This window comes from Psychrobacillus sp. INOP01, assembly GCF_018140925.1.
Lineage (GTDB): Bacteria > Bacillota > Bacilli > Bacillales_A > Planococcaceae > Psychrobacillus.
On sequence record NZ_CP073315.1, the window covers coordinates 4,028,293 to 4,052,725 of the forward strand.

The window sequence follows — 24,433 nt, forward strand, 5'->3', positions numbered from 1 at the left end:
GAGAGAAAGATGTCAAAAAAGAATATTATACCAGTGAATAATAGCAAGAAAGTTACTAATAGCGTATTACTTGGTGCTGCATTTTTAATGGCAACTTCATCAATTGGACCAGGGTTTTTAACACAAACAACCGTATTTACGCAACAATTAGCAGCAAGTTTTGGATTTGTTATTTTAATTTCATTGATATTAGACGTATTTGCGCAATTAAATATTTGGAGAATCATTACAGTATCTGGTTTACGTGGACAAGAGATTGCAAATAAGGTAGTCCCTGGACTTGGTGTGATATTAGCAATTCTGATTGTTATGGGAGGATTAGCATTTAATATAGGAAACGTTGCAGGTGCTGGTCTAGGATTGAACGCTATGCTAGGAATTGATCCGATTACTGGTGCAATAATAAGTGCTGTATTTGCTATATTTATATTTGTAGTGAAAGAAGCAGGTAAAGCAATGGATAAAGTTGCTCAAGTAGCTGGCTTTGTCATGATATTACTAATGCTTTATGTTGCTTTTATAACATCTCCTCCAGTAGGAGAAGCGATTGTAAGAACATTTGCACCATCTGAGATTAGTATTTTTGCAATTGTTACCCTAGTAGGGGGTACTGTTGGTGGTTATATCACTTTTGCGGGAGGACATAGACTACTTGATGCAGGAGTAAAAGGAATAGAATCAATTCCAGATGTTACGAAAAGCTCTGTGACGGGAATTGCTGTAACGGGTATTATGCGTGTAGCGTTATTCCTTGCTGTTCTGGGAGTAGTATCGCAAGGATTGGCAATAGACCCTGAGAATCCACCAGCTTCTGTATTTAGACTTGCGGCAGGTGAGATTGGATATCGTATATTTGGTGTAATCATGTGGGCAGCAGCCATTACTTCAGTTGTGGGAGCAGCTTATACCTCTGTTTCATTTATTCGTTCTTTCCACCCAAAGATAGAAAAATATCACAATTGGGTAATTATATTATTTATTATTATATCTACTGTAACATTCGCCTTTATAGGAAGACCTGTTAACGTTCTTATACTTGTTGGTGCACTTAATGCACTGATTTTACCTCTAGCACTAGGGACACTGTTAATTGGTGCATATAAAAAAGAAGTTGTTGGAGAGTATAAACACCCTCTTTGGATGACGATTGGTGGGGGATTAGTAACAATAATTATGGGTGTTTTAGGTATCATGACACTTATAGAACAAATTCCATTGCTTTTTAACTAGTTAGGAGTGAGATTGTATGAACAACTATAATTCTATGTCACCTAGTAATATACGTGAAATGATTCGGGCAGGAAAAATAACTGGTCCAACAGCTGGAATGTCCAAAGGATATACACAAGCAAATTTAGCGATATTAAAGAAAGAATATGCTTATGATTTCTTACTGTTCTGTCAGCGGAATCCAAAATCATGTCCCTTGGTTGATGTGACTGATATAGGTTCTTTTGTTCCCAGTTCAATTGCTAAAGAGGCTGATATTCGAACTGATATACCTAGATATCGAATATATAAAGATGGAGTCTATATTAAAGAAGTAACGGATATTACAGATTATTGGGAGAATGATATGGTGGCCTTTCTTATTGGCTGTAGCTTTACGTTCGAAACGCCACTACTAGATGCAGGTATCCCGATTAGACATATTGAAGAAAGCTGTAATGTACCTATGTATAAGACGAATATTGCTTGTGCGAAAGCAGGAGTTTTCGAAGGGCCGACTGTAGTTAGTATGAGACCTATGTCTTCTGCAGATGCAATTAGAGCCACACAAATTACTTCCAGATTTCCAGGGGTACATGGTGCGCCAATTCATATTGGGGATCCAATTCAAATTGGAATAACGGATTTAACAAAGCCAGATTTTGGAGATTCAGTTACGATAAAGGATGGAGAAGTACCGGTGTTCTGGGCTTGTGGTGTCACACCTCAAGCAGTTGCTATGCAAAGTAAGCCTTCTATTATGATCACACATGCCCCTGGTTGTATGTTTATCAGTGATTTAAAAGACGAAAAACTGAGTTTATTATAAGCTTATCTATTAAATATAAAAACATGAGGACCGTGTGATTACGATCTTCATGTTTTTTCATTTGTTTTAATAGATGCAAAGTATAGAAAGGGCCTTCTCGAAGACCTATTATATTGTTAGCTCCTCAAATACCTCAGGCAAATGCTGACTGTTTATTGATACTGTCCAAGCAACGAGAAAAATTGAATGACAAAATCATGAAAAACCTTTTCTGAAGGGGAAAGATTCCGTGTAGCTGGGCTTATAATTCCAACAGTTCTTCGTATATTAGGTAATTCAATTGGGATTTTCTTCGTGAATCTTGGGGTAGAATCATAAAAAGTACTTTCGGGTAAAAGTGTAAGTCCTATCCCTGCAGCAACTAATCCTTTAATCGCATCCATATCTTCACCCTCCGAGGAAACTTTGGGCGTGAAACCAACAGAGTTGCATGCTTCGAATACCAACTTTTGCATAATGTAGCCTTCAGGGAAAAGGACAAAATCCTCATTTCGAAGATCGATGAGAGGAATCTTATCTCTTTTGGCAAAGGGATGGTTTGCATTCACTAGTATAGAGAAATTCTCCGTAAAAAGAATAGTGTTATTTAAACTACTCTCCTTAGGAGGTAGAGGACCTAAAAACGCCAAGTTAAGTTCTCGTTGTTTAACCGCTTCTATTAAATAATTGTAGGATCCCTGGCGCAAATGAAAAGCAACGTTTGGATGCTTTTTTTTAAACGCGGAAATCACTGTTGGTAATAAGTGACCGGCTAAACTTGTTGGAAAGCCAATTTTAATAGTTCCTTTTTCAGGGTCTAAATATTCATCAATTTGTTTCTTCGCAAAATCAATCGCTTGAATGGCGGAGACACTATGCTCCAAGAAAATCTTACCAATTGGTGTTAACTTTACATTTCTACCTACCCGCTCAAATAATTGAACCCCGAGTTCATCCTCCAAATTAGCTATTTGTCTACTAACTGCGGACTGTGCAACATGTAAATGGACCGCAGCCTCCGAAATATGCTCTCTTTCTGCGACTTCTATAAAGTATCTTAATTGGCGTAGTTCCATAGAATTCTCCTTATCTATCTCAAAATTAGATGATTTATATCCAAATTATATATTGTTTATATTATTTTGAAAACATACAATATTCCTAAGACACTTTTTCAGTTTAAAGGGAGGTATAAACATGACATTTCACCAACTACCACAAGCACAAGGTATGTATGACCCGTCTTTTGAACATGACGCATGTGGGATAGGTTTATACGCACATATAAAAGGTAATGCAACACACGATATCGTAAAAAAAGGACTTGAGATGTTATGTCGTTTAGAGCATCGCGCCGGCAGAGGTGGCGATGGTAAAACAGGTGATGGAGCCGGTTTGATGGTTCAAATTCCTGACATATTCTTTCGTGTTGTATGCAACGAATGGGATTTACCCGAAAAAGGTAAATACGGAGTCGGTATGTTATTTTTCACAAATGATTCGAATGAACGCAAACTAATTGAACAAAAAATAAATGATTTGATAGCTGCAGAAGGGCAAGTGCTTATAGGTTGGAGAACGGTGCCAATCGATGCAAGTGGATTAAGTGATAAAGCAAAGGAAACTGCACCCTTCGTTCGTCAAGTTTTTATTCAATCAAATAACGAAATGGAATCATTAGCTTTTGAACGTAAATTATATATTATTCGTAAACTAGCTGAGCATTGGGCTGAACGTCAAAGTCTTAAATTCTATTGTGCGAGTCTTTCCAGTCAAACAATTGTTTATAAAGGACTGTTAACTCCAGAAGAGGTAGATTTGTTTTATGTCGATTTACAGGATGAATTATTCACTTCTGCATTTTCACTTGTACATTCCCGTTATAGTACAAATACGTTTCCAAGCTGGGAGCGAGCACATCCCAACCGCTATATTGTTCACAACGGTGAAATCAACACATTACGTGGCAACATCAACTGGATGAAGGCTCGAGAAAAACAATTTGTTTCAAAAGCTTTTGGCAAAGACCTGTCGAAGCTATTGCCAATTATCGATTCAAACGGTAGTGATTCTTCCATGCTCGACAATGCATTTGAATTATTTGTTTTAGCTGGCAGAACACCTGCTCATACCGCTATGATGCTTATACCAGAGCCATGGACTGAGAATCCACATATTACGGAGGAAAAAAAAGCTTTCTATGCATATCATAGTAGTTTAATGGAACCTTGGGATGGTCCTACTGCTATTTCTTTTACAAACGGGAAACAGATTGGTGCTATTTTAGATCGTAATGGATTGCGTCCTGCGCGTTATCTCGTAACGAAAGATGACTATATTGTTTTCTCCTCTGAAGTTGGAGTAGTGGACATAGACGAAGAGAGTATTTTATATAAAGAACGTCTAAGCCCTGGAAGGATGCTATTAGTTGATTTGGAAAAAGGAAGAATTATTTCTGATGAGGAAATAAAAACAGAAATGGCAAAGGCTCAGCCTTATCAACAATGGCTATCAGAAAATATGTATAAGATTCCCGTAACGGAAGAAAAAGCAGAAGAGCTTGATGATTTATTATTCCGTCAAAAAGCATTTGGATATACGTTTGAAGATGTGCATAAGTATATGATTCCAATAGCAACGGATGGGAAGGATCCAATCGGATCTATGGGTAACGACACACCTTTAGCGGTACTATCTGAACGTCCCCAGTCGTTATTCAATTATTTTAAACAACTTTTTGCTCAAGTTACTAATCCCCCTATTGATTCGATAAGGGAACATATTGTAACTTCTACTATGACACTGCTTGGAGCAGAAGGAGATTTGCTACATCCAAATGCCTCAAACGCAAAACGGATTTTCTTAGACACACCTATCTTAACTAATGGTCAACTAGCACATTTAAAAAAGAATAATATAGAATCATTTACTACTGTAGACATCCATTTAAATATGTCAGAAGATTTAGAGTTAGATTTAGAAATTCTTTCTAAAAAAGTGGATGGATTAATTGAACAAGGAATATCATTATTAATACTTTCTGATAGACAAATTCAGGAACAGCAACCCACAATTCCAGTATTATTAGCAGCGAGTCATGTGCACCAACATTTACTGCGTAATGGAAATCGTACAAAAGTAAGTATCATTGTGGAATCTGGAGAACTTAGAGAAGTACATCAGTTTGCTGCACTTATCGGATTTGGTGTAGATGCTATCAATCCTTATCTTGCTTATGCAACGATTGCAGAAGCTATACAGGATGGGCATCTAACAAGTAGTTATTCAGAAGCAGTTGCTAAATACAGTCAAGGAATTGCAGATGGAGTAGTAAAAGTAATGTCCAAAATGGGGATTTCCACTGTACAAAGCTACCGTGGTGCACAAATTTTTGAAGCTGTTGGTATTAGTAAAGACGTTATTGAGCGTTATTTTACTGGTACAGTTTCACAACTTAGTGGAATCGATTTAGCAACAATTGCGCGGGAAGCTTTTAATAGGCATGAACAAGCAGTTGTTGCTTCAGGTAATTCACTAGAATCAGGCAGCGATTTTCAGTGGAGAAGTAATGGAGAGCATCATGCATTCAATCCTAAAACAATTCATACGCTTCAATGGGCAACTAGAAGAGGGGACTATGGATTATATAGACAATATGCAGAAATGGCAAATGAGGAGCAAATTGGATTCTTAAGAAATCTACTAACGTTCAAAAAAGGCCATAAAAGTATTCCAATTGAGGACGTAGAATCTGTTGAGAAAATAGTTAAACGTTTTAAAACAGGTGCAATGTCATATGGTTCGTTAAGTCAAGAAGCACATGAAACATTAGCGATTGCGATGAATCGTATAGGTGGTAAAAGTAATAGTGGGGAAGGCGGCGAGCATCCGAGTCGTTATGAACTAGATGCTAATGGTGATAACCGAAGAAGTGCTATTAAACAGATTGCATCTGGCCGATTTGGTGTAAAAAGTCATTATCTCGTTCAAGCAAATGAATTACAGATTAAAATGGCACAGGGTGCAAAACCAGGAGAAGGCGGGCAATTACCAGGCAACAAAGTATATCCTTGGGTTGCAGATGTTCGTGGTTCTACAACAGGAGTAGGTTTAATCTCTCCACCGCCGCATCATGACATCTATTCCATTGAAGATATGGCACAGCTTATTCACGATTTAAAAAATGCCAATAGAACTGCAAGAATTAGTGTTAAACTTGTTGCAAAATCTGGAGTAGGAACAATTGCAGCAGGTGTAGCCAAAGGCGCAGCTGATGTAATTGTAATTAGTGGATATGACGGAGGAACAGGTGCATCACCTAAAACGAGTATTAAACATACTGGTCTACCATGGGAGCTAGGACTTGCTGAAGCACATCAAACATTAATGTTAAATGGTTTACGCAATCGTGTAGTGTTAGAAACCGACGGGAAACTAATGACAGGTAAAGATGTTGTAATGGCAGCTTTACTAGGAGCTGAAGAGTACGGGTTTGCAACAGCACCACTTATTGTAATGGGATGTATTATGATGCGAGCTTGCCACCTAGATACCTGTCCAGTTGGAATTGCCACACAAAATCCAGACCTCCGTGATAAATTTACGGGAACTGCAGATTATGTAGTTAACTTCATGAAGTTCGTAGCAGAAGAAGTGCGAGAATACATGGCATTATTAGGCTTTAGAACAGTCGAAGAAATGGTTGGCCGAACAGATGCCTTAGAGGTTAGTGAGCGTGCAAAAGCTCATTGGAAAGCAAAACAGCTAAATTTAGATGCCCTATTATACCAACCAGAAGGATCGAGAACTTGGAATACACAGCAGGATCATAAAATTGATGAATCGTTTGATATAAAAGTATTACTTCCTAAGTTGAAAAAGGTGATTGAAAGTCAGTCAAAAGCTGAATTGTACTTTCCAATATCCAACAGAGAGCGTGTTGTGGGAACAGTGATTGGAAGTGAGATTTCTAAACAATATGGTGCAAGAGGGTTAGCGGATGATTCGATCGTTTTAAGATTTACAGGGGCAGCAGGTCAAAGTTTTGGTGCATTTATTCCAAAAGGAATGTCGATGTATATTACGGGCGATGTAAATGATTATTTTGGAAAAGGATTATCGGGTGGAAAACTAATTGTAACAGCCCCTATTCAAGGTAAGGCTGAACAAAATGTTATTGCTGGGAATGTTGCGCTTTACGGTGCAACGAGTGGGACTGCATTTATAAATGGACGTGCTGGGGAGCGCTTTGCAGTTCGAAATAGTGGAGTAGATGTTGTCGTAGAAGGTATTGGTGACCATGGATGTGAATACATGACAGGTGGCCGTGCTGTGATTTTAGGAGATGTAGGGAAAAATTTCGGGGCAGGAATGTCCGGAGGAATTGCGTATGTACTTGTAGATGACGTGAGCGGGTTTAAAGAAAAATGTAATACGGAAATGATTGGATTCGAGCAAATACAAACTACAGATGAGCTACATGCTGTTCGCCAATTAATAATGGATCATTATTATTACACAAAGAGTACGAAAGCAATGAATTTATTGGATAACTGGGATGAATCAGCTAGTCGATTTGTGAAAGTTGTACCAAATGATTATAAAAAAATGTTGGATAAAATCCAGTCATTTAAAGTACAGGGTCTAACTGATGATGCGGCAGCAATGCAAGCATTTTTGTCAACTTCTATTGTGAAGGATAGAAAAACAGAAGAACTAGCAAAAAAATAAGGAGAGGGGAGATACTCATGGGAAAACCTACAGGATTTATGGAATATGGACGGGAAAAAAGTAAAGAGGTGGCCCCTCTCAAACGTATAAACAATTGGAAAGAATACTCTTCCAAGCTAACGGATGAATCTTTACAAAAACAAGGGGCAAGATGTATGGACTGCGGAACTCCGTTTTGTCATATGGGAATAGAGGTTAGGGGGGCTACTTCAGGTTGCCCTATAAATAACCTTATCCCAGAGTGGAACGATCTTGTCTATAAAGGGAAATGGGAAGAAGCACTAGAAAGATTGCTTATGACTAATAATTTTCCTGAGTTTACAGGTCGGGTTTGTCCAGCACCATGTGAAGGTTCGTGTACTCTGGCTATTTCAGATCCAGCAGTTTCTATTAAAAATATTGAGCGTACTATTATTGATAAAGGCTTTGAAAACGGCTGGATAGTTCCACGAATTCCATTATCAAGAACTGGGAAGAAAATAGCTATTATTGGCTCTGGTCCTGCTGGACTTGCAAGTGCAGATGACCTCAATCAGGCAGGTCATTCTGTTACCGTTTTTGAGCGTTCTGATCGAGCAGGTGGACTTCTAATGTATGGGATTCCAAATATGAAACTAGAAAAAGATATTGTAGAACGTCGGATTCAATTACTTCAGCGGGAGGGTATTGATTTTATCCTTAATACAGAGGTTGGAGTGGATATTTCAGCAGAGCAGTTAAAAGAACAGTACGATGCGGTTATTTTATGCATTGGAGCACAGAAACAACGTGTGCTTCATATGGAAGGCAGTAAATCTAAAGGGATACATCTTGCAATGGATTATCTTACAACGACTACAAAGAGTTTATTGGACTCTAATTTTAAGGATAATCAGTTTATCAATACAAAAGGTAAAGATGTAATAGTCATTGGAGGTGGAGACACTGGAGCTGACTGTGTGGCGACTGCTCTTCGTCAAAAGTGTCGGAGTGTTGTCCAATTTGGCAAACATCCTCAACTTCCAGCAACTCGAGCAGAAGATAATCAATGGCCGACTGATCCAACTATTTTCAAACTAGAATATGCTTATGAAGAAGCAGATGCAAAGTATGGAAAAGATCCAAGAGAATATTTAATTCAAACGAAGAAAATCATTGCTGATGCGAATGGGAATTTAAAAGAGCTGCATACGATCCAAATGGAAAAGATTCTTGGAGAAGATGAGTTTTACTTTTTTAAAGAAGTTCCAGGAACAGAGAAAGTATGGCCTGCCCAATTTGTATTTATAGCTATTGGTTTTGAAGGACCAGAAACTACTTTAGCAGACCAGTTTGGTGTTCGGGTTTCAAATAAAAAGATTACTGCATCTACAAAAGATTACTCAACAAACGTTGAGGGAGTCTTTACAGCTGGTGATGCTAGAAGAGGGCAAAGCTTGATCGTTTGGGCTATCAAAGAAGGGCAAGAAGTAGCAAAACGTGTAAGTGAATATGTAAGTAATAAACCGGTCATAATCTCATGACCGGTTTTACTATGCTAGTGCGCTAAAGTTTTTGTTTTGTTTTTCCTCAATAGATGTCATAATAGTTACATAACGAATATGGAGGCAATAACATGATTGGAATTATAGATTATGGAGCAGGAAATTTACATAGTGTGTTAAAGGCAATTAAACAGCTTGGATATAAAACGAAGCTCATTACGAAGGCAAGTGATCATACCGATGAAATTACTAAGTTAATCCTTCCAGGAGTTGGAAACGCTAAAGTTGCTATGGATGTTTTGAATAGCACCGGTCTAAGTGATTATTTAAAAGCGAAAGTTTTGGACGGGACTCCATTATTAGGTATATGCCTTGGGATGCAGCTTTTATTAGAAACGAGCGAGGAAGGAAATGTGCCTTGTCTTGGATTACTAACAGGGACAGTACCTGAATTTACCGATGAATCGGAGAAAATTCCACATATGGGCTGGAACCAAGTGAAAGATGTTCAAAATCATTTTCTATTTGAAAATATTCCAGATGAAACGGACTTTTACTTTGTTCACTCCTATTTTGCAAAACCAGAGAAACACGAAGATATTTTAGGTGAAACAGACTATGGATTAAATTTTGCCTCGGTTATAGGTAATTCTTCTCAAGTAATGGGCGTACAATTTCATCCAGAAAAAAGTGGTAAGTATGGCATACAGCTTTTAGATAATTACTGTAAACAAGGAGATAAATAGCATGTTAAGAAAACGAATTGTACCAGCCATTGATGTATTAAATGATCAAGCAGTTAAGTATGTTCAATTTAGAAATCCTACTATTATAGGTGATCCTGCAGAGCTTGGTAAAAAGTATACCGAAGATGGTGCAGATGAATTAATCTATCTTGACACTACTGCCTCCCTGAAAAACCAAGATTTAAAATTAGAATGGATACAACGAGTTGCCGAACAAGTAAATATTCCATTTTCCGTAATCGGTGGCGTTCGTACAGTAGAAGATTTCAAAAATTTACTACGGGCTGGAGCAGATAAGGTGGGGGTCAACTCTGCTGCAGTAAGGCGTCCAGAATTACTCAAAGAAGCAGCAGATATTTACGGCAAACAATGCGTCGTATTAGGGTTAGATGCCATGCCAATTTATAATGAGCATGAAGAAATTATTAGATGGGAAGTTTACACACATTCCGGTCATGAGAAAACTGGACTCGATGTTGTTGAATGGGCACAGCAAGCCGCAGACCTAGGTGCGGGAGAAATTATTTGTACAAGTATCCATAAAGATGGCATGAAAAATGGCTATGATGTAGCGCTGATCAAGCTATTATCGGAAAAAGTAAACATCCCAATAATCGCATCAGGTGGTGCAGGAAAAATCGAACATATTGAAGAAGTCTTCTTAGAGGGGAAAGCAGATGCTGCTCTTGTTGCATCAATGATTCACTATGGAGATTATACAATAGGGGAAATTAAATCCTACTTGCAAACTAAAAATGTGAATGTACGTCTTACTTAACAGAAATGACCTAGCCAATTTTGGCTAGGTCATTTTTTAGGGACCAAAATGTTAAATGGGTTGAATATGTATGAGAATCGGTTGAAAGCCTCGAACAATCGGTCGAATAACTTAAATATCGGTCGGAAATAATAGATTATCGGTTGAAAATCACCGTTAATCAGTCGAATACGCCAACATCGTTTATCCTCACTTATAATCGAACAAAATTCTCTTAGAAATCATAAAGTGCTTAATCCATTACTTCCCATCCACGCTCATTTGCTAAACTCCGTAGCTTTTCTTCTGGTCTAACGGCCACGGGATTTCCTACTAGCTCTAAAACCGGCAAGTCTGAAAAACTATCTCCATAGGCAAAACTATTTTCCCAGTCAATTTTATGTCCACTCAAAGCTTCATGGACCTTCATTGTTTTTTGTTCCCCATTTACATGGGTAAGTATATTCTTGGTATAGACTTTATCGTCCTTATAAAATATATCAGTTCCAATTATTTGATTGAACACAAGTCCTTCTGTCACACGTTCTAAAAACTGTGTATAAGCACCGGATACTAGTAAAATATGAACATTCTCTTTCTGATGAAGTTTGAGTCTTTCTAACACTGTTTGGTTAAAATCTTGCTGCATGACAGCTTTGATTTCCTCAAAATATACATCCATTTCCTGTTTTGTCAGACCTTCAAATGCTTCTAAATATAATTGCATGGAACGTTTTTTCATTTTGTTATCCGGATATAATTTGATTTTATTTGCTATGTATGGCGGCACGATTGCTCGGTAAAAACGTTTGTATGATGAATGATAGATAGGGTGTTCTTTTAAATGCTTCATTAATAATGTAAATGTTTCTTCTGCATAAATAGTTCCGTCAAAATCAAAAATAGCTACTCGCATAAATTCCACCCTTTTCTCAAATAATAATTCATACTATTATTATACATGAATAAATAAAAAATCGCCCCAAACTAATGGGACGAGGATTTATTATTTAGCTCATCATTTTACCTTGAGCAGGGCCAAATGAGTTCGTCATTGCTTGCATGCTTTGCTGATCCAGCTGTGGAACTTGGTAATAATGGTGTTTGTTTTGATAAATGGAAAGCTCATAAGCCATTTCAATGCAGTTAGGAATTGAATCTGCTAGCACACGGCGAACAACCGGATTCGTTGTTTCTAATGCAGCTCCAGTTTTTATAGTGGCGGAGGCTTTCGCAGCTCCAAGAAGGTATCCAGAAATCAGTTCGTCCGAAAGCTCATTGGCAGATTGGATTGGCTTTTTGGGTTGGGAAGGTTTTATACCATAAATAAAATCATTTCCAGTTTGCATTTTATAGCTAGAAGTTGGGTGTGATGGATCTGTACCTGTTTTAAAGCATTCTACCGTAATATTATATTCGTCTAATGCGAATGCATATTGTCGATCTAAAATATTCAGCAGTTCCTGGTCTTTTACATGTGGACGAAGAAGTGTTTTTAAATTTAATCCAGAAACAACTGTCGATAGTACTTCATGCAGGTCAAAAACCTCATGACCGCCATGATTCATATTTTGCGGGATATTACCAGTTTGCATATTTTGATGTGTTTGACCTTGACCTTGTCCAAATGGGTTTTGTGTCATTCCAACTTTTCCTCCTTGTAGAAACTGTGATGAAACATCCTTTGTAGTTTGAGCAAAAGGATATAAAATATGCATGGTATAAAAATAAAAACAATCCCAACATATTTATATTGGGATTGTGTGTCGTTTATTTAATAGTCGAAACTAATTTAAAGATTAATGAGTATAATAATTGATATACTTCTTCGATAGTAAAGGAATCATTGAAACCTTTTAAATAATTTATAGGTAAATTAATTTCCCATAAACCTTCATTACCAGCAAACATCATACTATATTGCATTTTCTCTGAGTTGTAGTGGTCATCTAAAACCGCTCTAATTTCTTCGTTATATTTTTTTTGTATAAATAAACCGAACATTGCAGTGTAAACTTCAAATACTTCATCGTATTCAACTGCAATTGCATCAACGCTAACAACATCCAAAATCGGTGTTTCTAAAAAAACATATTCTTGAATATTGTCTTTAAAATAGGATACAGGTGTTTGTAAAAATGTTGTAGATTCTTTAGATATTAACTCATCCGTTTCTTTGTTGTATCTTTCGATAATTGCATCGCTAAATAAGTTTTGTTCAATAACTTTTAATCCTTCTGGTAGTAATTGATTTCTTTCTGCAAAATCTTTTTCTTCCATTGTTAACGCTATTTCATTGTTTGTTGCTTCCTCGATTTTTTTAGTGAGTTTGTTTGTAATCATAGAAATTGATTCCTTCCTTCTTCAGCTATTTCTTCTGCCATTACTTGGAGATCATATGCATCAATAACGATTAATCGATAATCATTTTTTTCAGCAAATTGCTCGGCTAATTTTTTGATGAACTTCGGTGAGCCTTCATTTTCCTCGTCGTATACGATTAACATTCCATCCGAATTACGAACAACGAATTTATTTCTCTCTATAAACTGCCAAGGAGCTTCATACGGTTTTTTAGTGACACTTGTATGATAATCAGCTTGCATTAATAGTCGCTCATACATTTCTTTCTTTTGTTCATTCCAATTTTTTTCTTGCTCTAAAAAGGGGGTAATAATTGCAAATTTTACATGTGGATACTCAACTTTAAGCTCTAAAATTAGTTCAGCAGTCCAAGTTTCTACCCCTTGTTGACCACCTAATATTACCCACTCTAATCCTTCATCCAATAAAACACGAAGTTGAGTTTCTATTGCTTTTTTAATGATAGGAATTCCTTCATGGGATTCATTAAATATTCCTAATTCATGTGCTTTATAACCTGTTACTAATAATCTTTTAATCATTACATCACCCAACTTATCTAAACGTCTTAGTCCATCATAGCATGTTCTCGTAACCATATAAAACCTTATCTCATACACTAATATGATTGTGAGGAAGGGATGGATGTTTAGTGAACGACAAACCACAGGCGACCGTAGAATTTGTAAGTCATTTTGAAGGTTATGTATATCAGGTAGCTAAGGGATTGAAGGACAAAATGATTGCTGTTCAAACTACTAGAAGTACAATACAAGGTAGACTTATGGGTATTGCACCAGATCATCTAGTAGTGGACGTAAGCGGGGTCCCGTTTTATGTCAGAACACAACAAATAGTGTGGATTTCACCTATAAAATAAAAGAGAGGAGCTTGTTATTTGTTTCAAAGAGTGGATAAATTATTAATCGATCTACCCACTGTCGAATATGGGGATGCTAATGCTGCTTCAGCGGTACAAGAGTTACTAGGCGGGAAATTTGGAGAAATGTCGACATTAAATAATTATATGTATCAATCATTCAATTTTCGTGGAAGGACGAAATTAAAACCATTTTATGATTTAGTAGCTAGCATTACTGCAGAAGAGTTTGGACATGTGGAATTAGTATCCAATACTATTAACCTGCTAAACAAAAATTCTTCTTTTACAGGTGATCCAAATACCACTCCGCTTCAAGATGCTATAGACAAACGAAATACTTACGCTTTTATCGCGAATGCTCAAACATCCTTGGCTGGAGATTCCATGGGAAATCCTTGGAGAGGTGACTACGTATTTTCAAGTGGAAACTTAGTATTAGATTTACTTCATAACTTCTTTTTAGAATGTGGTGCTAGAACTCATAAAATGCGCGTATATGAGATGACGGATCACCCGACAGCTCGAGAAATGATTGGATATTTACTTGTACGTGGAGGAACACATGTTCTTGCGTATGCAAAAGCTATTGAGATAGCGACTGGAACAGATGTCACGAAAATGTTACCAATACCAAACCTAGATAATCGTGTATTTGATACTGCAAGAAAGTATGAAGATCAAGGGTATGGTAATGTATTATTCACATGGAATAATGTAGGTGACTACAAAGATATTAATCAGATTTGGAAAGGCACTAATCCGTTGAGTGGAGAACAGCTATATGTGAAAGAGGGAAGTCCAAAAGGGTATGATATTCCTGATTTAAGATCATTACCAGAAGAATTTGCACCAGGTATAGGACCGGACGAATATGAAGCTATAGCAAAAAGATTATTGGCTAATATGTAAAGAAATAGCGTAAAATATTCGAGTAAAAGGGAACTCCCTAGTATTCTTTTTTAGTTTACAATTTACAATTAAATTGTAGACATTTAAAGAAGGGATTGAAGAAAATGACTTTATTATCCGTAGAAACAAATGTTTCAGAAATTGTAAAAGAAATACCACAAACTGGTGATTTGTTTAGAAAGCTTCGAATAGATTTTTGTTGCGGGGGAAAGGTGCCACTTAGAACTGCAGCGATAAATCAACAGTTAGACCCAGAAGAGGTACTAGAAAAAGTGAAAGGTATCCAATCAAAACAAACAGAATATCAACAAACGCTACCAACTTCTTTAGATGAGAAGGCGTTGATCGAACATATACAAACGAAGCATCATGCTTATTTACGTGAGGAATTACCTTCTTTGACACCTTATATAACAAAAGTATCAAAAGTACATGGCGAAAATCATCCACATCTCATCAGAGTTAAAGAGATTTTCACTGTTTTAAAAAGAGAATTAATAGACCATACCGATGATGAAGACAATGTTGTATTCCCATTAATAAAGGAATTTATAGCGAATCTAACAGAAGAGCATGTAGAGAATTTAAAACCACATGTACTAGAATTAGAAGAAGAACATGAAAATGCTGGTAATCTTCTTAAAGAGCTACGAGAGATAACTAATAATTTCACACCTCCAGAAAGTGCTTGCGGAACATTCAGATTAGTATATCAACGACTTGAGCAGCTTGAAAAAGACACATTTGAACATATTCATTTAGAGAATAATATATTATTTGAAAATGTGAGAAAAGCAATCTAACAGAAAGGTCGCTATTTAGTCGAAGTTACTTTGACAAAAGTAGCGACTATTTTTTTTTGGAGGATTAGGAGCTATAATTAGAGAAAGTGTTTAAGGTAGGAGGACATTATGAACAATATTATCAAATTAATCATAGCTTGCTTATTAATCGTTTCAGTTCTAGTAGCGTGTTCGCCGTTTAACAGTGAAGAAAATTCAAAAACAGAATTAACTATTTCTATTGCTTCGAGTCTAAAAGAAGCAGTGGAAGAGATAAAGAATACATATGAAACAGAAAACCCTCATATCAAATTGCACTTTAACTTTGGTGGTTCTGGTTCTCTACAGCAACAAATTTCCCAAGGAGCCCCAGTAGATCTTTTTTTCTCTGCGGCGGAAGATAAACTTGATTTGTTAGTGGAAGAGGGCCTTATTGATGAAACTGATGTTACTGATTTATTAGGAAATGAGTTAGTATTGATCGTTCCAAATGGTAAGGAAACATATATTAGTAGCTTTCAAGACCTCGATAAACAAGAAATAGAGAAAATCTCTATTGGAACCCCTGAAACTGTACCCGCAGGAAAATACGCAAAAGAATCATTGCAAAACCTAGGGATTTGGAATGATATAGAAGATAAAATAGTGTTTGCTAAAGATGTTAGACAAGTACTATCATACGTTGAGACAGGTAATGTAACGGCAGGAATTGTCTATAAAACAGATGTAATTTCTTCTGAAAAGGTAAAGGTAATCACTGCAGCAGAACAGCAAACACACACTGTAATCACGTACCCACTTGGGATTTTGAAGAAAACCAAACACTATGAAGAAGCAAAAGATTTCTATGATTATCTTCAAAGTGAGGAAGGATTAAAGGTTTTTAAGGATTATGGATTTACTATTAACTAACATTACTTTGAACGAGTTTTTTAATCCCATTTGGTTATCCTTGAAAATTACTATCATAGCTAGCGTTATAGTTATTATTTCTGGAATACTAGTAGGGAGACTTTTAGCGAGAAATTCATTCAAAGGAAAGTCGATTGTGGAAACAGTCCTATTGCTACCAATGGTGCTTTCCCCTACTGTTGTCGGATTTTTGCTGATTGTTTTATTTGGTCGAAATAGTATTTTTGGACAAGGGATCGAATGGTTGTTTAACCAGCCAATTATATTTACTTGGTGGGCTGCAGTGATTGCTTCTGTAGTTGTTGCTTTTCCATTAATGTACCAATCGGCCAAGTCCGGATTTCAAGCAATTGATACAACAATAGAGGAAGCTGCTAGAGTTGATGGGGCAAGTGAATGGAAGATTCTATACTATTTATCAATCCCTCTCGCATCTAAGTCTATTATTTCTGGTGCGATTTTAAGTTTTGCACGGGCGCTAGGTGAATTTGGTGCCACTTTAATGTTTGCAGGTAATATCCCTGGTCAAACCCAAACCCTACCTACAGCAATTTATACTGCAATTGATTCCGGAAATATGGAATTGGCTTGGCTCTGGGTTATTTCTATTATATTTATATCGTTTATCATGTTGATGATTATTCAGCGTAAAGAGAGTAATTGAATGCTATTTTGAGACTTAAGCAAATATGCTTAAGTCTTTTTTTGAAGAAGATTATACAATGATACTGCTGATTTCCGTTTCAGGCGGATGCTTTCCGCGGGCGAGAGGCCGAGCCTCCTCGTTCGCTACGCTCCCTGCGGGGTCTCGAAATTCTCGCTGTTCCCGCTGGAGTTGCCGCCTTTCTCTCCAATCAATAAAGGGAGTAGTACTTTATAATATGATTTTGCATAGCGTATCGCTGTAATAATAGAATTATATTAAGTTAAATTTATGGCAATTCGATCCAATCACCGTTTCTGAATTATGGGATCAATATTTTAACTATTCCCGTTGGAATTTAATGTGTTTTTACGGGATAAAAGTATAAATAATGTGGCTTTCTTAAAGAAGGCGACGGACAGGCAAATGGCATAAGATTACCGATAAAAGGGAGGATGATTGTGACGTCAGTCACAATCATCCTCTTTAAAAAATCGATCGATAATAATATAGCAACAAGTCTGTTCAAAGCCAACCGAAATGATGGAAACATGTTATGAGCATAGAAGGCGTCTTGCACTTTTCATTTATTTCCCCTAAGAATATAGTTCTCTAGGGAAATCCCAGTAGTGATTAGGACTTTCCCTAATGTCGATTAATGTCATAGTCTTTCATAATAATAGTATAAGAATGAGCAAGTAATTGATTCCCGTCATGCTATTCATTCGAAAAGGAAGGGTGATCGATACTAATGAAACGTAAATTTGGATTGAAGTATTTTAAGCCTACAGAAAAATATTCAGGAAGCTGGTCAATTCTTGAGCAAAAAAACCGAGACTGGGAAAATATGTACCGTGAACGTTGGTCTCACGACAAAGTAGTTCGTACGACGCACGGAGTTAACTGTACTGGATCATGTAGTTGGAAAGTATTTGTGAAAAACGGAATTATTACATGGGAAAATCAGCAAATAGATTATCCTTCATGTGGTCCTGAAATGCCAGAGTTTGAACCTAGGGGATGCCCTCGTGGAGCTTCATTCTCCTGGTATGAATATAGCCCGTTAAGAGTGAAATACCCTTATATGCGAGGACGACTATGGAGACTTTGGAAATCAGCTTTACATGAACACCAAAATCCAGTCGATGCATGGGCAAGTATTGTAGAAGATCCTGAGAAATCATTTACTTATAAACGTGCTAGAGGTAAAGGTGGACATGTTCGAGTTACGTGGCAAGATGCGATGGAATTGATATGTGCACAATTGATTTATACAATTCGTACGTATGGTCCTGATAGAATAGCTGGATTTACACCAATACCAGCAATGTCAATGATTAGCTATGCAGCTGGTTCGAGATTCATCAGCTTACTTGGCGGTGAAATGTTAAGTTTCTACGATTGGTATGCTGATTTACCACCTGCCTCTCCGCAAATCTGGGGAGAACAAACAGATGTACCGGAATCATCTGATTGGTATAATTCAGGCTATTTAATTATGTGGGGTTCAAATGTACCGCTAACTCGTACACCTGATGCCCATTTCATGACAGAGGTTCGTTATAAAGGAACGAAAGTTGTATCGGTTGCTCCTGACCATGCAGAAAACGTGAAATTTGCGGATAACTGGCTAGCTCCACATCCAGGAACGGATGCTGCTGTTGCTCAAGCAATGACCCACGTTATTTTAGATGAGTTTTATGTACAACGAAAAGAAGAAATGTTTATTAACTATGCAAAACAATATACAGATATGCCGTTTTTAATCTTATTGGATGAACATGAAGGAATCCACAAAGCTGGACGATTCTTACGCGCAAGTGATTTTGGAGATACTACGGAGAATGCTGAGTGGAAGCCAGTAATTATTGATGAAATTACAGCTAAAATAATCGTTCCAAATGGAACAATGGGTCAACGCTGGGAAGAAGATAAAAACTGGAATTTGATTTTAGAAAATGAAGATGGTACTAAAATTGATCCTGCTATGAGTGTTGAAAATTTTGAAGCAAGTCAAACAGAAATAGTCTTTCCTTTCTTTGATAATGTTTCAAATGGAACATTTAATAGGCATATACCTTCTAAAAAAGTTACGTTGGCAGATGGCACTACTCGTTTAGTGGTGACTGTATATGATTTAATGTTAAGTCAGTATGGTATTAATCGTGGTGAAAGTGAATTTAATGCAAAAGGGTATGATGATGCAGATTCGTTTTACACACCAGCTTGGCAGGAAAAAGTAACTGGTGTTAAATCCTCAGTAGTTGTACAAGTGGCTAGAGAATTTGCACAAAATGCTATTGATACAGAAGGTAGATCGATGATTATTATGGGGGCTGGTATTAACCATTGGTTCAATAGTGATACAATCTATCGTTCTATTTTAAACTTAGTTATTTTGACAGCTTCCCAAGGTGTTAACGGCGGTGGATGGGCACATTATGTTGGCCAAGAAAAAGTTCGCCCGATTGAAGGGTGGAGTACAATTGCGTTTGCCAAAGATTGGCAGGCACAACCGCGTCTACAAAATGCAACATCCTTCTTCTATTTTGCTACCGATCAGTGGAAATATGAAGAAATGGGTAATGATTCATTAAAATCTCCTCTAGCTGGGGATCTGAAGTACCAACATCCTGCAGATTATAATGTTTTAGCTGCACGTCTTGGTTGGTTACCATCATATCCACAATTCAATAAAAACAGTTTACTTTTCGCAGAAGAAGCAGCTGCCAAAGGACAAACAACAAATGAAGAAATTATTAAAATTGCATATGATCAAGTCGTTTCAGGGGAAGTGAAAGCTGCAATCGAAGATCCAGATTCACCAGAAAACTTCCCAAAATCACTATTTGTGTGGAGATCAAACTTAATTTCAAGTTCTGCCAAAGGTCAAGAATATTTTATGAAGCATTTACTAGGTGCAAGTGATGGATTATTAGCGACACCAAATGAAGATGAAAAACCGGAAGAAATCAAGTGGAGAGAGGATGTAGAAGGTAAATTAGACCTTCTAGTGTCAATCGATTTTAGAATGACAACTACTCCATTATATTCAGACATTGTATTACCAGCTGCAACTTGGTATGAAAAAACGGATATTTCATCTACCGATATGCATCCATTCGTTCATCCGTTCAATCCAGCGGTAGATCCATTATGGGAATCGCGTTCCGATTGGGATGTATACCGTTCATTAGCCGAAACATTTTCAAAAATGGCAGAGGTGAATCTACCTGGAGTCTATAAAGATGTAGTTACATCTCCACTAGCTCATGATTCGAAAAGTGAAATTTCTCAACCAATGGGATTAGTGAAGGATTGGAAAAAGGGCGAAGTGGAACCGATCATTGGTAAAACAATGCCAAACTTTACAGTCGTGGAAAGAGATTATACAAAAGTTTATGATAAGTATGTTTCCCTCGGACCTCTAACTGAAAAAGGAAAGATTGGAGCACATGGTGTGAGCTTCTCTGTTTCCGAAGAGTATGAAGATATGAAAAAAATAAATGGAGCCCACTTTGATGACACGATAAAAAATGGTCTTCCAATGATTCACTCAGCAAGACAAGCAGTAAACGCTGTACTTCACTTATCTTCAGCAACAAATGGTAAAGTATCGCAAAAAGCCTTCGAATCAGCAGAAAAAGATACTGGTGTTCAGCTGAAGGATATTTCTGCAGACCGTGCAGCAGAAAAAATTACGTTCCAAAATATTACCGTTCAACCAAGGGAAGTAATTCCAACTCCAGTGTTTAGTGGTTCGAACAAATTAGGGCGAAGATACTCACCATTTACAACAAATATTGAACGACTTGTTCCATTTAGAACACTAACAGGCCGTCAACATTTTTATATTGATCATGAGATATTCTTACAATACGGAGAATCGTTACCAGTTTACAAACCAACATTGCCACCTATGGTATTTGGTACAAAGGATAAACCTATTGTTGGTGGGAAAGATGCATTAGTTCTACGTTACTTAACGCCACATGGAAAATGGAATATCCATAGTACTTATCAGGATAATCTGCATATGCTCACATTATTTAGAGGTGGACCAGTTGTTTGGATTAATAATGATGATGCAGCGGAGCATGACATTGAGGATAACGCTTGGTTAGAAGTATATAACCGAAATGGAGTAGTTACAGCTAGAGCTGTTGTTAGTCATCGTATGCCAAAAGGAACTATGTTCATGTACCATGCACAGGATAAGCATATTAACGTTCCTGGTTCTGAAATTACAGAAGAACGTGGTGGAAGTCATAATGCACCTACAAAAATTCATGTAAAACCAACGCAAATGGTCGGAGGTTACGCACAACTAAGCTATGGATTTAATTATTATGGTCCGATAGGAAACCAAAGGGATGGGTACGTAGCTGTACGTAAGATGAAGGAGGTAAATTGGCTTGAAGATTAAAGCGCAAATTGCAATGGTGATGAACCTAGACAAATGTATTGGGTGCCATACTTGTAGTGTTACATGTAAAAGTACTTGGACAAATCGTGAGGGTGCCGAATACATGTGGTTTAATAATGTAGAAACTAAACCAGGTATTGGATATCCGAAACGTTGGGAAGACCAAGAAGTATACAAGGGTGGATGGCAAATGCGAAATGGAAAGTTGGAACTGAAATCGGGTTCCAAGCTTTCTAAAATAGCTTTAGGGAAGATTTTTTATAATCCCGATATGCCGGAGATGAAAGATTACTATGAACCATGGACATATGACTATGAAAAACTGACTAATTCACCAGAAGTGAAACATTCACCTGTTGCTCGTCCAAAATCAGTAGTTACTGGAGAATATATGGACTTGGAATGGGGACCAAACTGGGAGGATGATTTGGCTGGAGCCCATATTACCGGGCCAACTGATCCAAATATCCAAAAAATTGAGGAAGAAATAAAATTCAATTTTGAACAGTCATTTATGATGTATCTACCAAGACTCTGTGAACACTGTTTAAATCCAAGTTGTGTGGCATCTTGCCCATCTGGAGCTATGTATAAACGTGAAGAAGATGGTATCGTTCTAGTTGACCAAGAAGCATGTCGTGGATGGCGCTATTGTATGACTGGATGTCCGTACAAAAAAGTATATTTCAACTGGAAAACAAATAAAGCAGAGAAATGTACATTCTGTTATCCACGAATTGAATCTGGACTTCCGACTGTTTGTTCCGAAACATGCACAGGTCGTATTCGTTATTTAGGAGTACTTTTATATGATGCAGATCGTGTACTGGAAGTAGCTTCAACTCCAGATGAAAAAGATTTGTACAAAGCACAGTGTGGAATTTTCTTAAATCCAAATGATCCGGAAGTCATTGAGCAAGCAAGAAAAGATGGAATTGCAGAAGAGTGGATTGAGGGTGCACAAAATTCACCTGTTTACAAACTCGCAATAGAGTACCAGCTTGCATTCCCATTGCATCCGGAATATAGAACATTGCCAATGGTATGGTATGTTCCGCCTTTAAGCCCTATTATGAACTATTTCGAAGGGAAGGATTCTATTAAAAATCCTGATATGATTTTCCCTGCAATTGAAGAGATGCGTACGCCAATTCAATATTTAGCAAATATGCTAACTGCCGGAGATGCTCAAGCAGTAAAAGGCGCTCTTCAACGAATGGCAATGATGCGCTCCTATATGCGTGCTATGTCTTCTGGTAAAGAGTTTGATGAAAGTCGTTTGGAACGTGTCGGTTTAACAGCTCATCAAACACAGCAAATGTATAGATTATTGGCAATTGCTAAATACGAGGATCGTTTTGTCGTTCCAACATCTCATCGAGAGGGATATATGGACCCTTACCGTGCACAAGGCTCTATGGGCTACGATATGGGCTGTGACGGATGCGGACCAGCATCTCCAAATCCAACACCAACTAAAACGGGTAAGGAAATTTATGAAGAGAATTTCTATGGGGGTATTTGGCGTGATTGATTTAGAAAAGCTATATAAACATAAATCAGCTTTCGGCTTTTTTGCCCAACAGCTAACTTATCCAGAAAAACTAACCTTTCATCCAACTGCCTTAGGAGAGTCATTTTCACCTGAGGACCCAGCTTACGAGTTAGTTAAAGAATACTGGGATGAAATTCATACGTATAGTTTAGATGATATACAGGAACTATATGTACAAACATTTGATTTTCAAAAAAATGCAACCTTATACATGACTTATTTTAAGTTTGAGGATGCAAAAGAAAGAGGTCAAATGCTTGCAAAGTTAAAAGTGATGTATGAAATGTTTGGTTTAGATATGCCGGCAGAGGAACTTTCTGATTATCTGCCACTTATCTGTGAATTTTTATACGCAGCAGAATGGTTAGGCGATCCAAGAGCAAAAGATAGTTTTAATATACTATTCGCTGTACTTGAAGATGGGACATATCATTTGATTGAAGCATTGGAAAAATTTAATAGCCCATATCTCCCACTAGTTAGAGGATTACGAGAAACCTTTAAAGCATGTATAGAAAGGGAGGCTGTAAATCATGAACATGATTGATCAGTTTTTATGGGTTATATTTCCTTATATTTGTATAGCAGTTTTTATTATTGGTCATATTTTTCGATATAAAACAGACCAGTTTAGCTGGACTGCGAAATCGAGTGAATTTATAGAGAAAAAACAATTAATGATCGGAAGCTTACTTTTCCATATTGGTATTATTCCAGTAATAATGGGGCATGTATCTGGGTTAGCTATTCCGAAATCATGGCTTCAAGCAGTTGGCGTAAATGATCATTTATACCATATAGGAGCGATATACATTGGCGGATTCTTTGGTTTCGTGACATTAGCAGGAATGATAATTTTAACATCTCGCCGATTCACGAAGTCCACAGTTCGGAAATTGAGTAGTGCTTCAGATTTAATAGTAAATGTGATATTATTATTTATCGTATTTATGGGGATGTATGCAACGCTTGTCACAAATGCAGTTCAACCTGATTTTGACTATAGAACCTCCATTTCCGTATGGTTCAGAAACTTATTTATCTTGCAGCCAGATGCTTCATATATGTTAAATGTTCCAATGTCATTTAAAATCCACGTAGTAACAGGATTTTTAATATTTGCATTATGGCCATTTACTAGATTAGTTCACGTATGGAGTGTACCATTAAACTACGTAGGTAGAAGCTACATCTTATATAGAAAGAATCGTTCAGAATAAAGAAAAAGGAGACCTCGGTCTTCTTT

The 24,433-nt window shown here is 37.2% G+C and carries 20 protein-coding genes; 15 read left to right on the plus strand and 5 right to left on the minus strand.

The window, feature by feature from the left end; translation table 11 throughout:
* Window positions 1-9: 9 nt before the first annotated feature.
* Both KD050_RS19775 and KD050_RS19780 read left to right on the plus strand, forming a co-directional pair.
* Window positions 10-1,230, plus strand: a complete 1,221-nt coding sequence (locus KD050_RS19775; RefSeq protein WP_211894005.1) for an NRAMP family divalent metal transporter — start codon at window positions 10-12, stop codon at window positions 1,228-1,230.
* A 16-nt stretch (window positions 1,231-1,246) separates the two neighbouring features.
* Window positions 1,247-2,038: a putative hydro-lyase gene (locus tag KD050_RS19780; RefSeq protein ID WP_211894006.1), complete on the plus strand. Its 792-nt coding sequence runs from the start codon at window positions 1,247-1,249 to the stop codon at window positions 2,036-2,038.
* A gap of 152 nt (window positions 2,039-2,190) precedes the next feature.
* Here KD050_RS19780 and KD050_RS19785 read toward each other — a convergent pair whose 3' ends face one another.
* Complete coding sequence (locus tag KD050_RS19785) at window positions 2,191-3,093, minus strand: glutamate biosynthesis transcriptional regulator GltC (RefSeq protein WP_211894007.1); 903 nt, start codon at window positions 3,091-3,093, stop codon at window positions 2,191-2,193.
* Between the two features lie 121 nt (window positions 3,094-3,214).
* Here KD050_RS19785 and gltB point away from each other — a divergent pair, with 121 nt between their 5' ends.
* The 4 genes from gltB to hisF all read left to right on the plus strand — a co-directional run bounded on the left by gltB (window position 3,215) and on the right by hisF (window position 10,734).
* Window positions 3,215-7,747 carry a glutamate synthase large subunit gene (gene gltB, locus KD050_RS19790; RefSeq protein ID WP_211894008.1) on the plus strand — a complete coding sequence of 1,511 codons (4,533 nt, stop codon included), beginning with the start codon at window positions 3,215-3,217 and terminating at the stop codon, window positions 7,745-7,747.
* Between the two features lie 17 nt (window positions 7,748-7,764).
* Entirely contained in the window at window positions 7,765-9,249 is a 1,485-nt protein-coding gene (gene gltD / locus KD050_RS19795) for a glutamate synthase small subunit (protein WP_211894009.1), read from the plus strand.
* 92 nt (window positions 9,250-9,341) lie between these two features.
* Complete coding sequence (hisH, locus tag KD050_RS19800) at window positions 9,342-9,956, plus strand: imidazole glycerol phosphate synthase subunit HisH (protein WP_211894010.1); 615 nt, start codon at window positions 9,342-9,344, stop codon at window positions 9,954-9,956.
* 1 nt (window position 9,957) lies between these two features.
* The gene (gene hisF / locus KD050_RS19805; RefSeq protein WP_211894011.1) at window positions 9,958-10,734 is read left to right on the plus strand and encodes an imidazole glycerol phosphate synthase subunit HisF; all 777 of its coding nucleotides are present in this window, start codon (window positions 9,958-9,960) and stop codon (window positions 10,732-10,734) included.
* Window positions 10,735-10,966: 232 nt separating this feature from the next.
* Here the strand turns inward: hisF and KD050_RS19810 are convergent, their stop codons facing one another.
* The 4 genes from KD050_RS19810 to KD050_RS19825 all read right to left on the minus strand — a co-directional run bounded on the left by KD050_RS19810 (window position 10,967) and on the right by KD050_RS19825 (window position 13,619).
* Window positions 10,967-11,629: an HAD family hydrolase gene (locus KD050_RS19810; RefSeq protein ID WP_211894012.1), complete on the minus strand. Its 663-nt coding sequence runs from the start codon at window positions 11,627-11,629 to the stop codon at window positions 10,967-10,969.
* A 94-nt stretch (window positions 11,630-11,723) separates the two neighbouring features.
* Window positions 11,724-12,356 (minus strand): spore coat protein, encoded by a 633-nt coding sequence (locus KD050_RS19815; protein ID WP_211894013.1) that lies wholly within the window; start codon window positions 12,354-12,356, stop codon window positions 11,724-11,726.
* Between the two features lie 127 nt (window positions 12,357-12,483).
* Complete coding sequence (locus tag KD050_RS19820) at window positions 12,484-13,056, minus strand: hypothetical protein (protein WP_211894014.1); 573 nt, start codon at window positions 13,054-13,056, stop codon at window positions 12,484-12,486.
* Window positions 13,053-13,619 carry an SLOG family protein gene (locus KD050_RS19825; RefSeq protein WP_211896369.1) on the minus strand — a complete coding sequence of 189 codons (567 nt, stop codon included), beginning with the start codon at window positions 13,617-13,619 and terminating at the stop codon, window positions 13,053-13,055. Before KD050_RS19825 ends, KD050_RS19820 begins: the two co-directional genes overlap by 4 nt.
* Before the next feature lie 110 nt (window positions 13,620-13,729).
* Between KD050_RS19825 and KD050_RS19830 the strand changes: the two genes are divergently transcribed.
* The 9 genes from KD050_RS19830 to narI all read left to right on the plus strand — a co-directional run bounded on the left by KD050_RS19830 (window position 13,730) and on the right by narI (window position 24,407).
* Entirely contained in the window at window positions 13,730-13,957 is a 228-nt protein-coding gene (locus KD050_RS19830) for a DUF2642 domain-containing protein (protein WP_211894015.1), read from the plus strand.
* 18 nt (window positions 13,958-13,975) lie between these two features.
* Entirely contained in the window at window positions 13,976-14,869 is an 894-nt protein-coding gene (locus KD050_RS19835) for a manganese catalase family protein (RefSeq protein ID WP_211894016.1), read from the plus strand.
* Between the two features lie 104 nt (window positions 14,870-14,973).
* Complete coding sequence (gene ric / locus KD050_RS19840) at window positions 14,974-15,672, plus strand: iron-sulfur cluster repair di-iron protein (protein ID WP_211894017.1); 699 nt, start codon at window positions 14,974-14,976, stop codon at window positions 15,670-15,672.
* Window positions 15,673-15,780: 108 nt separating this feature from the next.
* Window positions 15,781-16,563, plus strand: a complete 783-nt coding sequence (gene modA / locus KD050_RS19845) for a molybdate ABC transporter substrate-binding protein (protein WP_211894018.1) — start codon at window positions 15,781-15,783, stop codon at window positions 16,561-16,563.
* A complete protein-coding gene (gene modB / locus KD050_RS19850) occupies window positions 16,544-17,227 on the plus strand; it encodes a molybdate ABC transporter permease subunit (protein WP_211894019.1) in 684 nt (227 codons plus the stop codon). Before modA ends, modB begins: the two co-directional genes overlap by 20 nt.
* 730 nt (window positions 17,228-17,957) lie before the next feature.
* A complete protein-coding gene (locus KD050_RS19855; RefSeq protein ID WP_211894020.1) occupies window positions 17,958-21,632 on the plus strand; it encodes a nitrate reductase subunit alpha in 3,675 nt (1,224 codons plus the stop codon).
* Entirely contained in the window at window positions 21,622-23,166 is a 1,545-nt protein-coding gene (gene narH / locus KD050_RS19860; protein ID WP_211894021.1) for a nitrate reductase subunit beta, read from the plus strand. Before KD050_RS19855 ends, narH begins: the two co-directional genes overlap by 11 nt.
* A complete protein-coding gene (gene narJ, locus KD050_RS19865; RefSeq protein WP_211894022.1) occupies window positions 23,159-23,734 on the plus strand; it encodes a nitrate reductase molybdenum cofactor assembly chaperone in 576 nt (191 codons plus the stop codon). Before narH ends, narJ begins: the two co-directional genes overlap by 8 nt.
* Window positions 23,721-24,407: a respiratory nitrate reductase subunit gamma gene (narI, locus tag KD050_RS19870; protein WP_211894023.1), complete on the plus strand. Its 687-nt coding sequence runs from the start codon at window positions 23,721-23,723 to the stop codon at window positions 24,405-24,407. The genes narJ and narI overlap by 14 nt, the downstream gene beginning before the upstream one ends.
* Window positions 24,408-24,433 lie beyond the last annotated feature (26 nt).

What these genes read in the sequence shown, in the direction of transcription:
- gltB (WP_211894008.1), top strand. Translation starts at nt 3,215, where the DNA reads ATGACATTTCACCAACTACCACAAGCACAAGGTATGTATGACCCGTCT.
- ric (WP_211894017.1), top strand. Translation starts at nt 14,974, where the DNA reads ATGACTTTATTATCCGTAGAAACAAATGTTTCAGAAATTGTAAAAGAA.
- KD050_RS19785 (WP_211894007.1), bottom strand. Translation starts at nt 3,093, where the DNA reads ATGGAACTACGCCAATTAAGATACTTTATAGAAGTCGCAGAAAGAGAG.
- KD050_RS19825 (WP_211896369.1), bottom strand. Translation starts at nt 13,619, where the DNA reads ATGATTAAAAGATTATTAGTAACAGGTTATAAAGCACATGAATTAGGA.
- KD050_RS19780 (WP_211894006.1), top strand. Translation starts at nt 1,247, where the DNA reads ATGAACAACTATAATTCTATGTCACCTAGTAATATACGTGAAATGATT.
- hisH (WP_211894010.1), top strand. Translation starts at nt 9,342, where the DNA reads ATGATTGGAATTATAGATTATGGAGCAGGAAATTTACATAGTGTGTTA.
- modA (WP_211894018.1), top strand. Translation starts at nt 15,781, where the DNA reads ATGAACAATATTATCAAATTAATCATAGCTTGCTTATTAATCGTTTCA.
- KD050_RS19815 (WP_211894013.1), bottom strand. Translation starts at nt 12,356, where the DNA reads ATGACACAAAACCCATTTGGACAAGGTCAAGGTCAAACACATCAAAAT.
- KD050_RS19820 (WP_211894014.1), bottom strand. Translation starts at nt 13,056, where the DNA reads ATGATTACAAACAAACTCACTAAAAAAATCGAGGAAGCAACAAACAAT.
- KD050_RS19855 (WP_211894020.1), top strand. Translation starts at nt 17,958, where the DNA reads ATGAAACGTAAATTTGGATTGAAGTATTTTAAGCCTACAGAAAAATAT.
- hisF (WP_211894011.1), top strand. Translation starts at nt 9,958, where the DNA reads ATGTTAAGAAAACGAATTGTACCAGCCATTGATGTATTAAATGATCAA.
- narI (WP_211894023.1), top strand. Translation starts at nt 23,721, where the DNA reads ATGAACATGATTGATCAGTTTTTATGGGTTATATTTCCTTATATTTGT.
- gltD (WP_211894009.1), top strand. Translation starts at nt 7,765, where the DNA reads ATGGGAAAACCTACAGGATTTATGGAATATGGACGGGAAAAAAGTAAA.
- KD050_RS19810 (WP_211894012.1), bottom strand. Translation starts at nt 11,629, where the DNA reads ATGCGAGTAGCTATTTTTGATTTTGACGGAACTATTTATGCAGAAGAA.
- modB (WP_211894019.1), top strand. Translation starts at nt 16,544, where the DNA reads ATGGATTTACTATTAACTAACATTACTTTGAACGAGTTTTTTAATCCC.
- KD050_RS19775 (WP_211894005.1), top strand. Translation starts at nt 10, where the DNA reads ATGTCAAAAAAGAATATTATACCAGTGAATAATAGCAAGAAAGTTACT.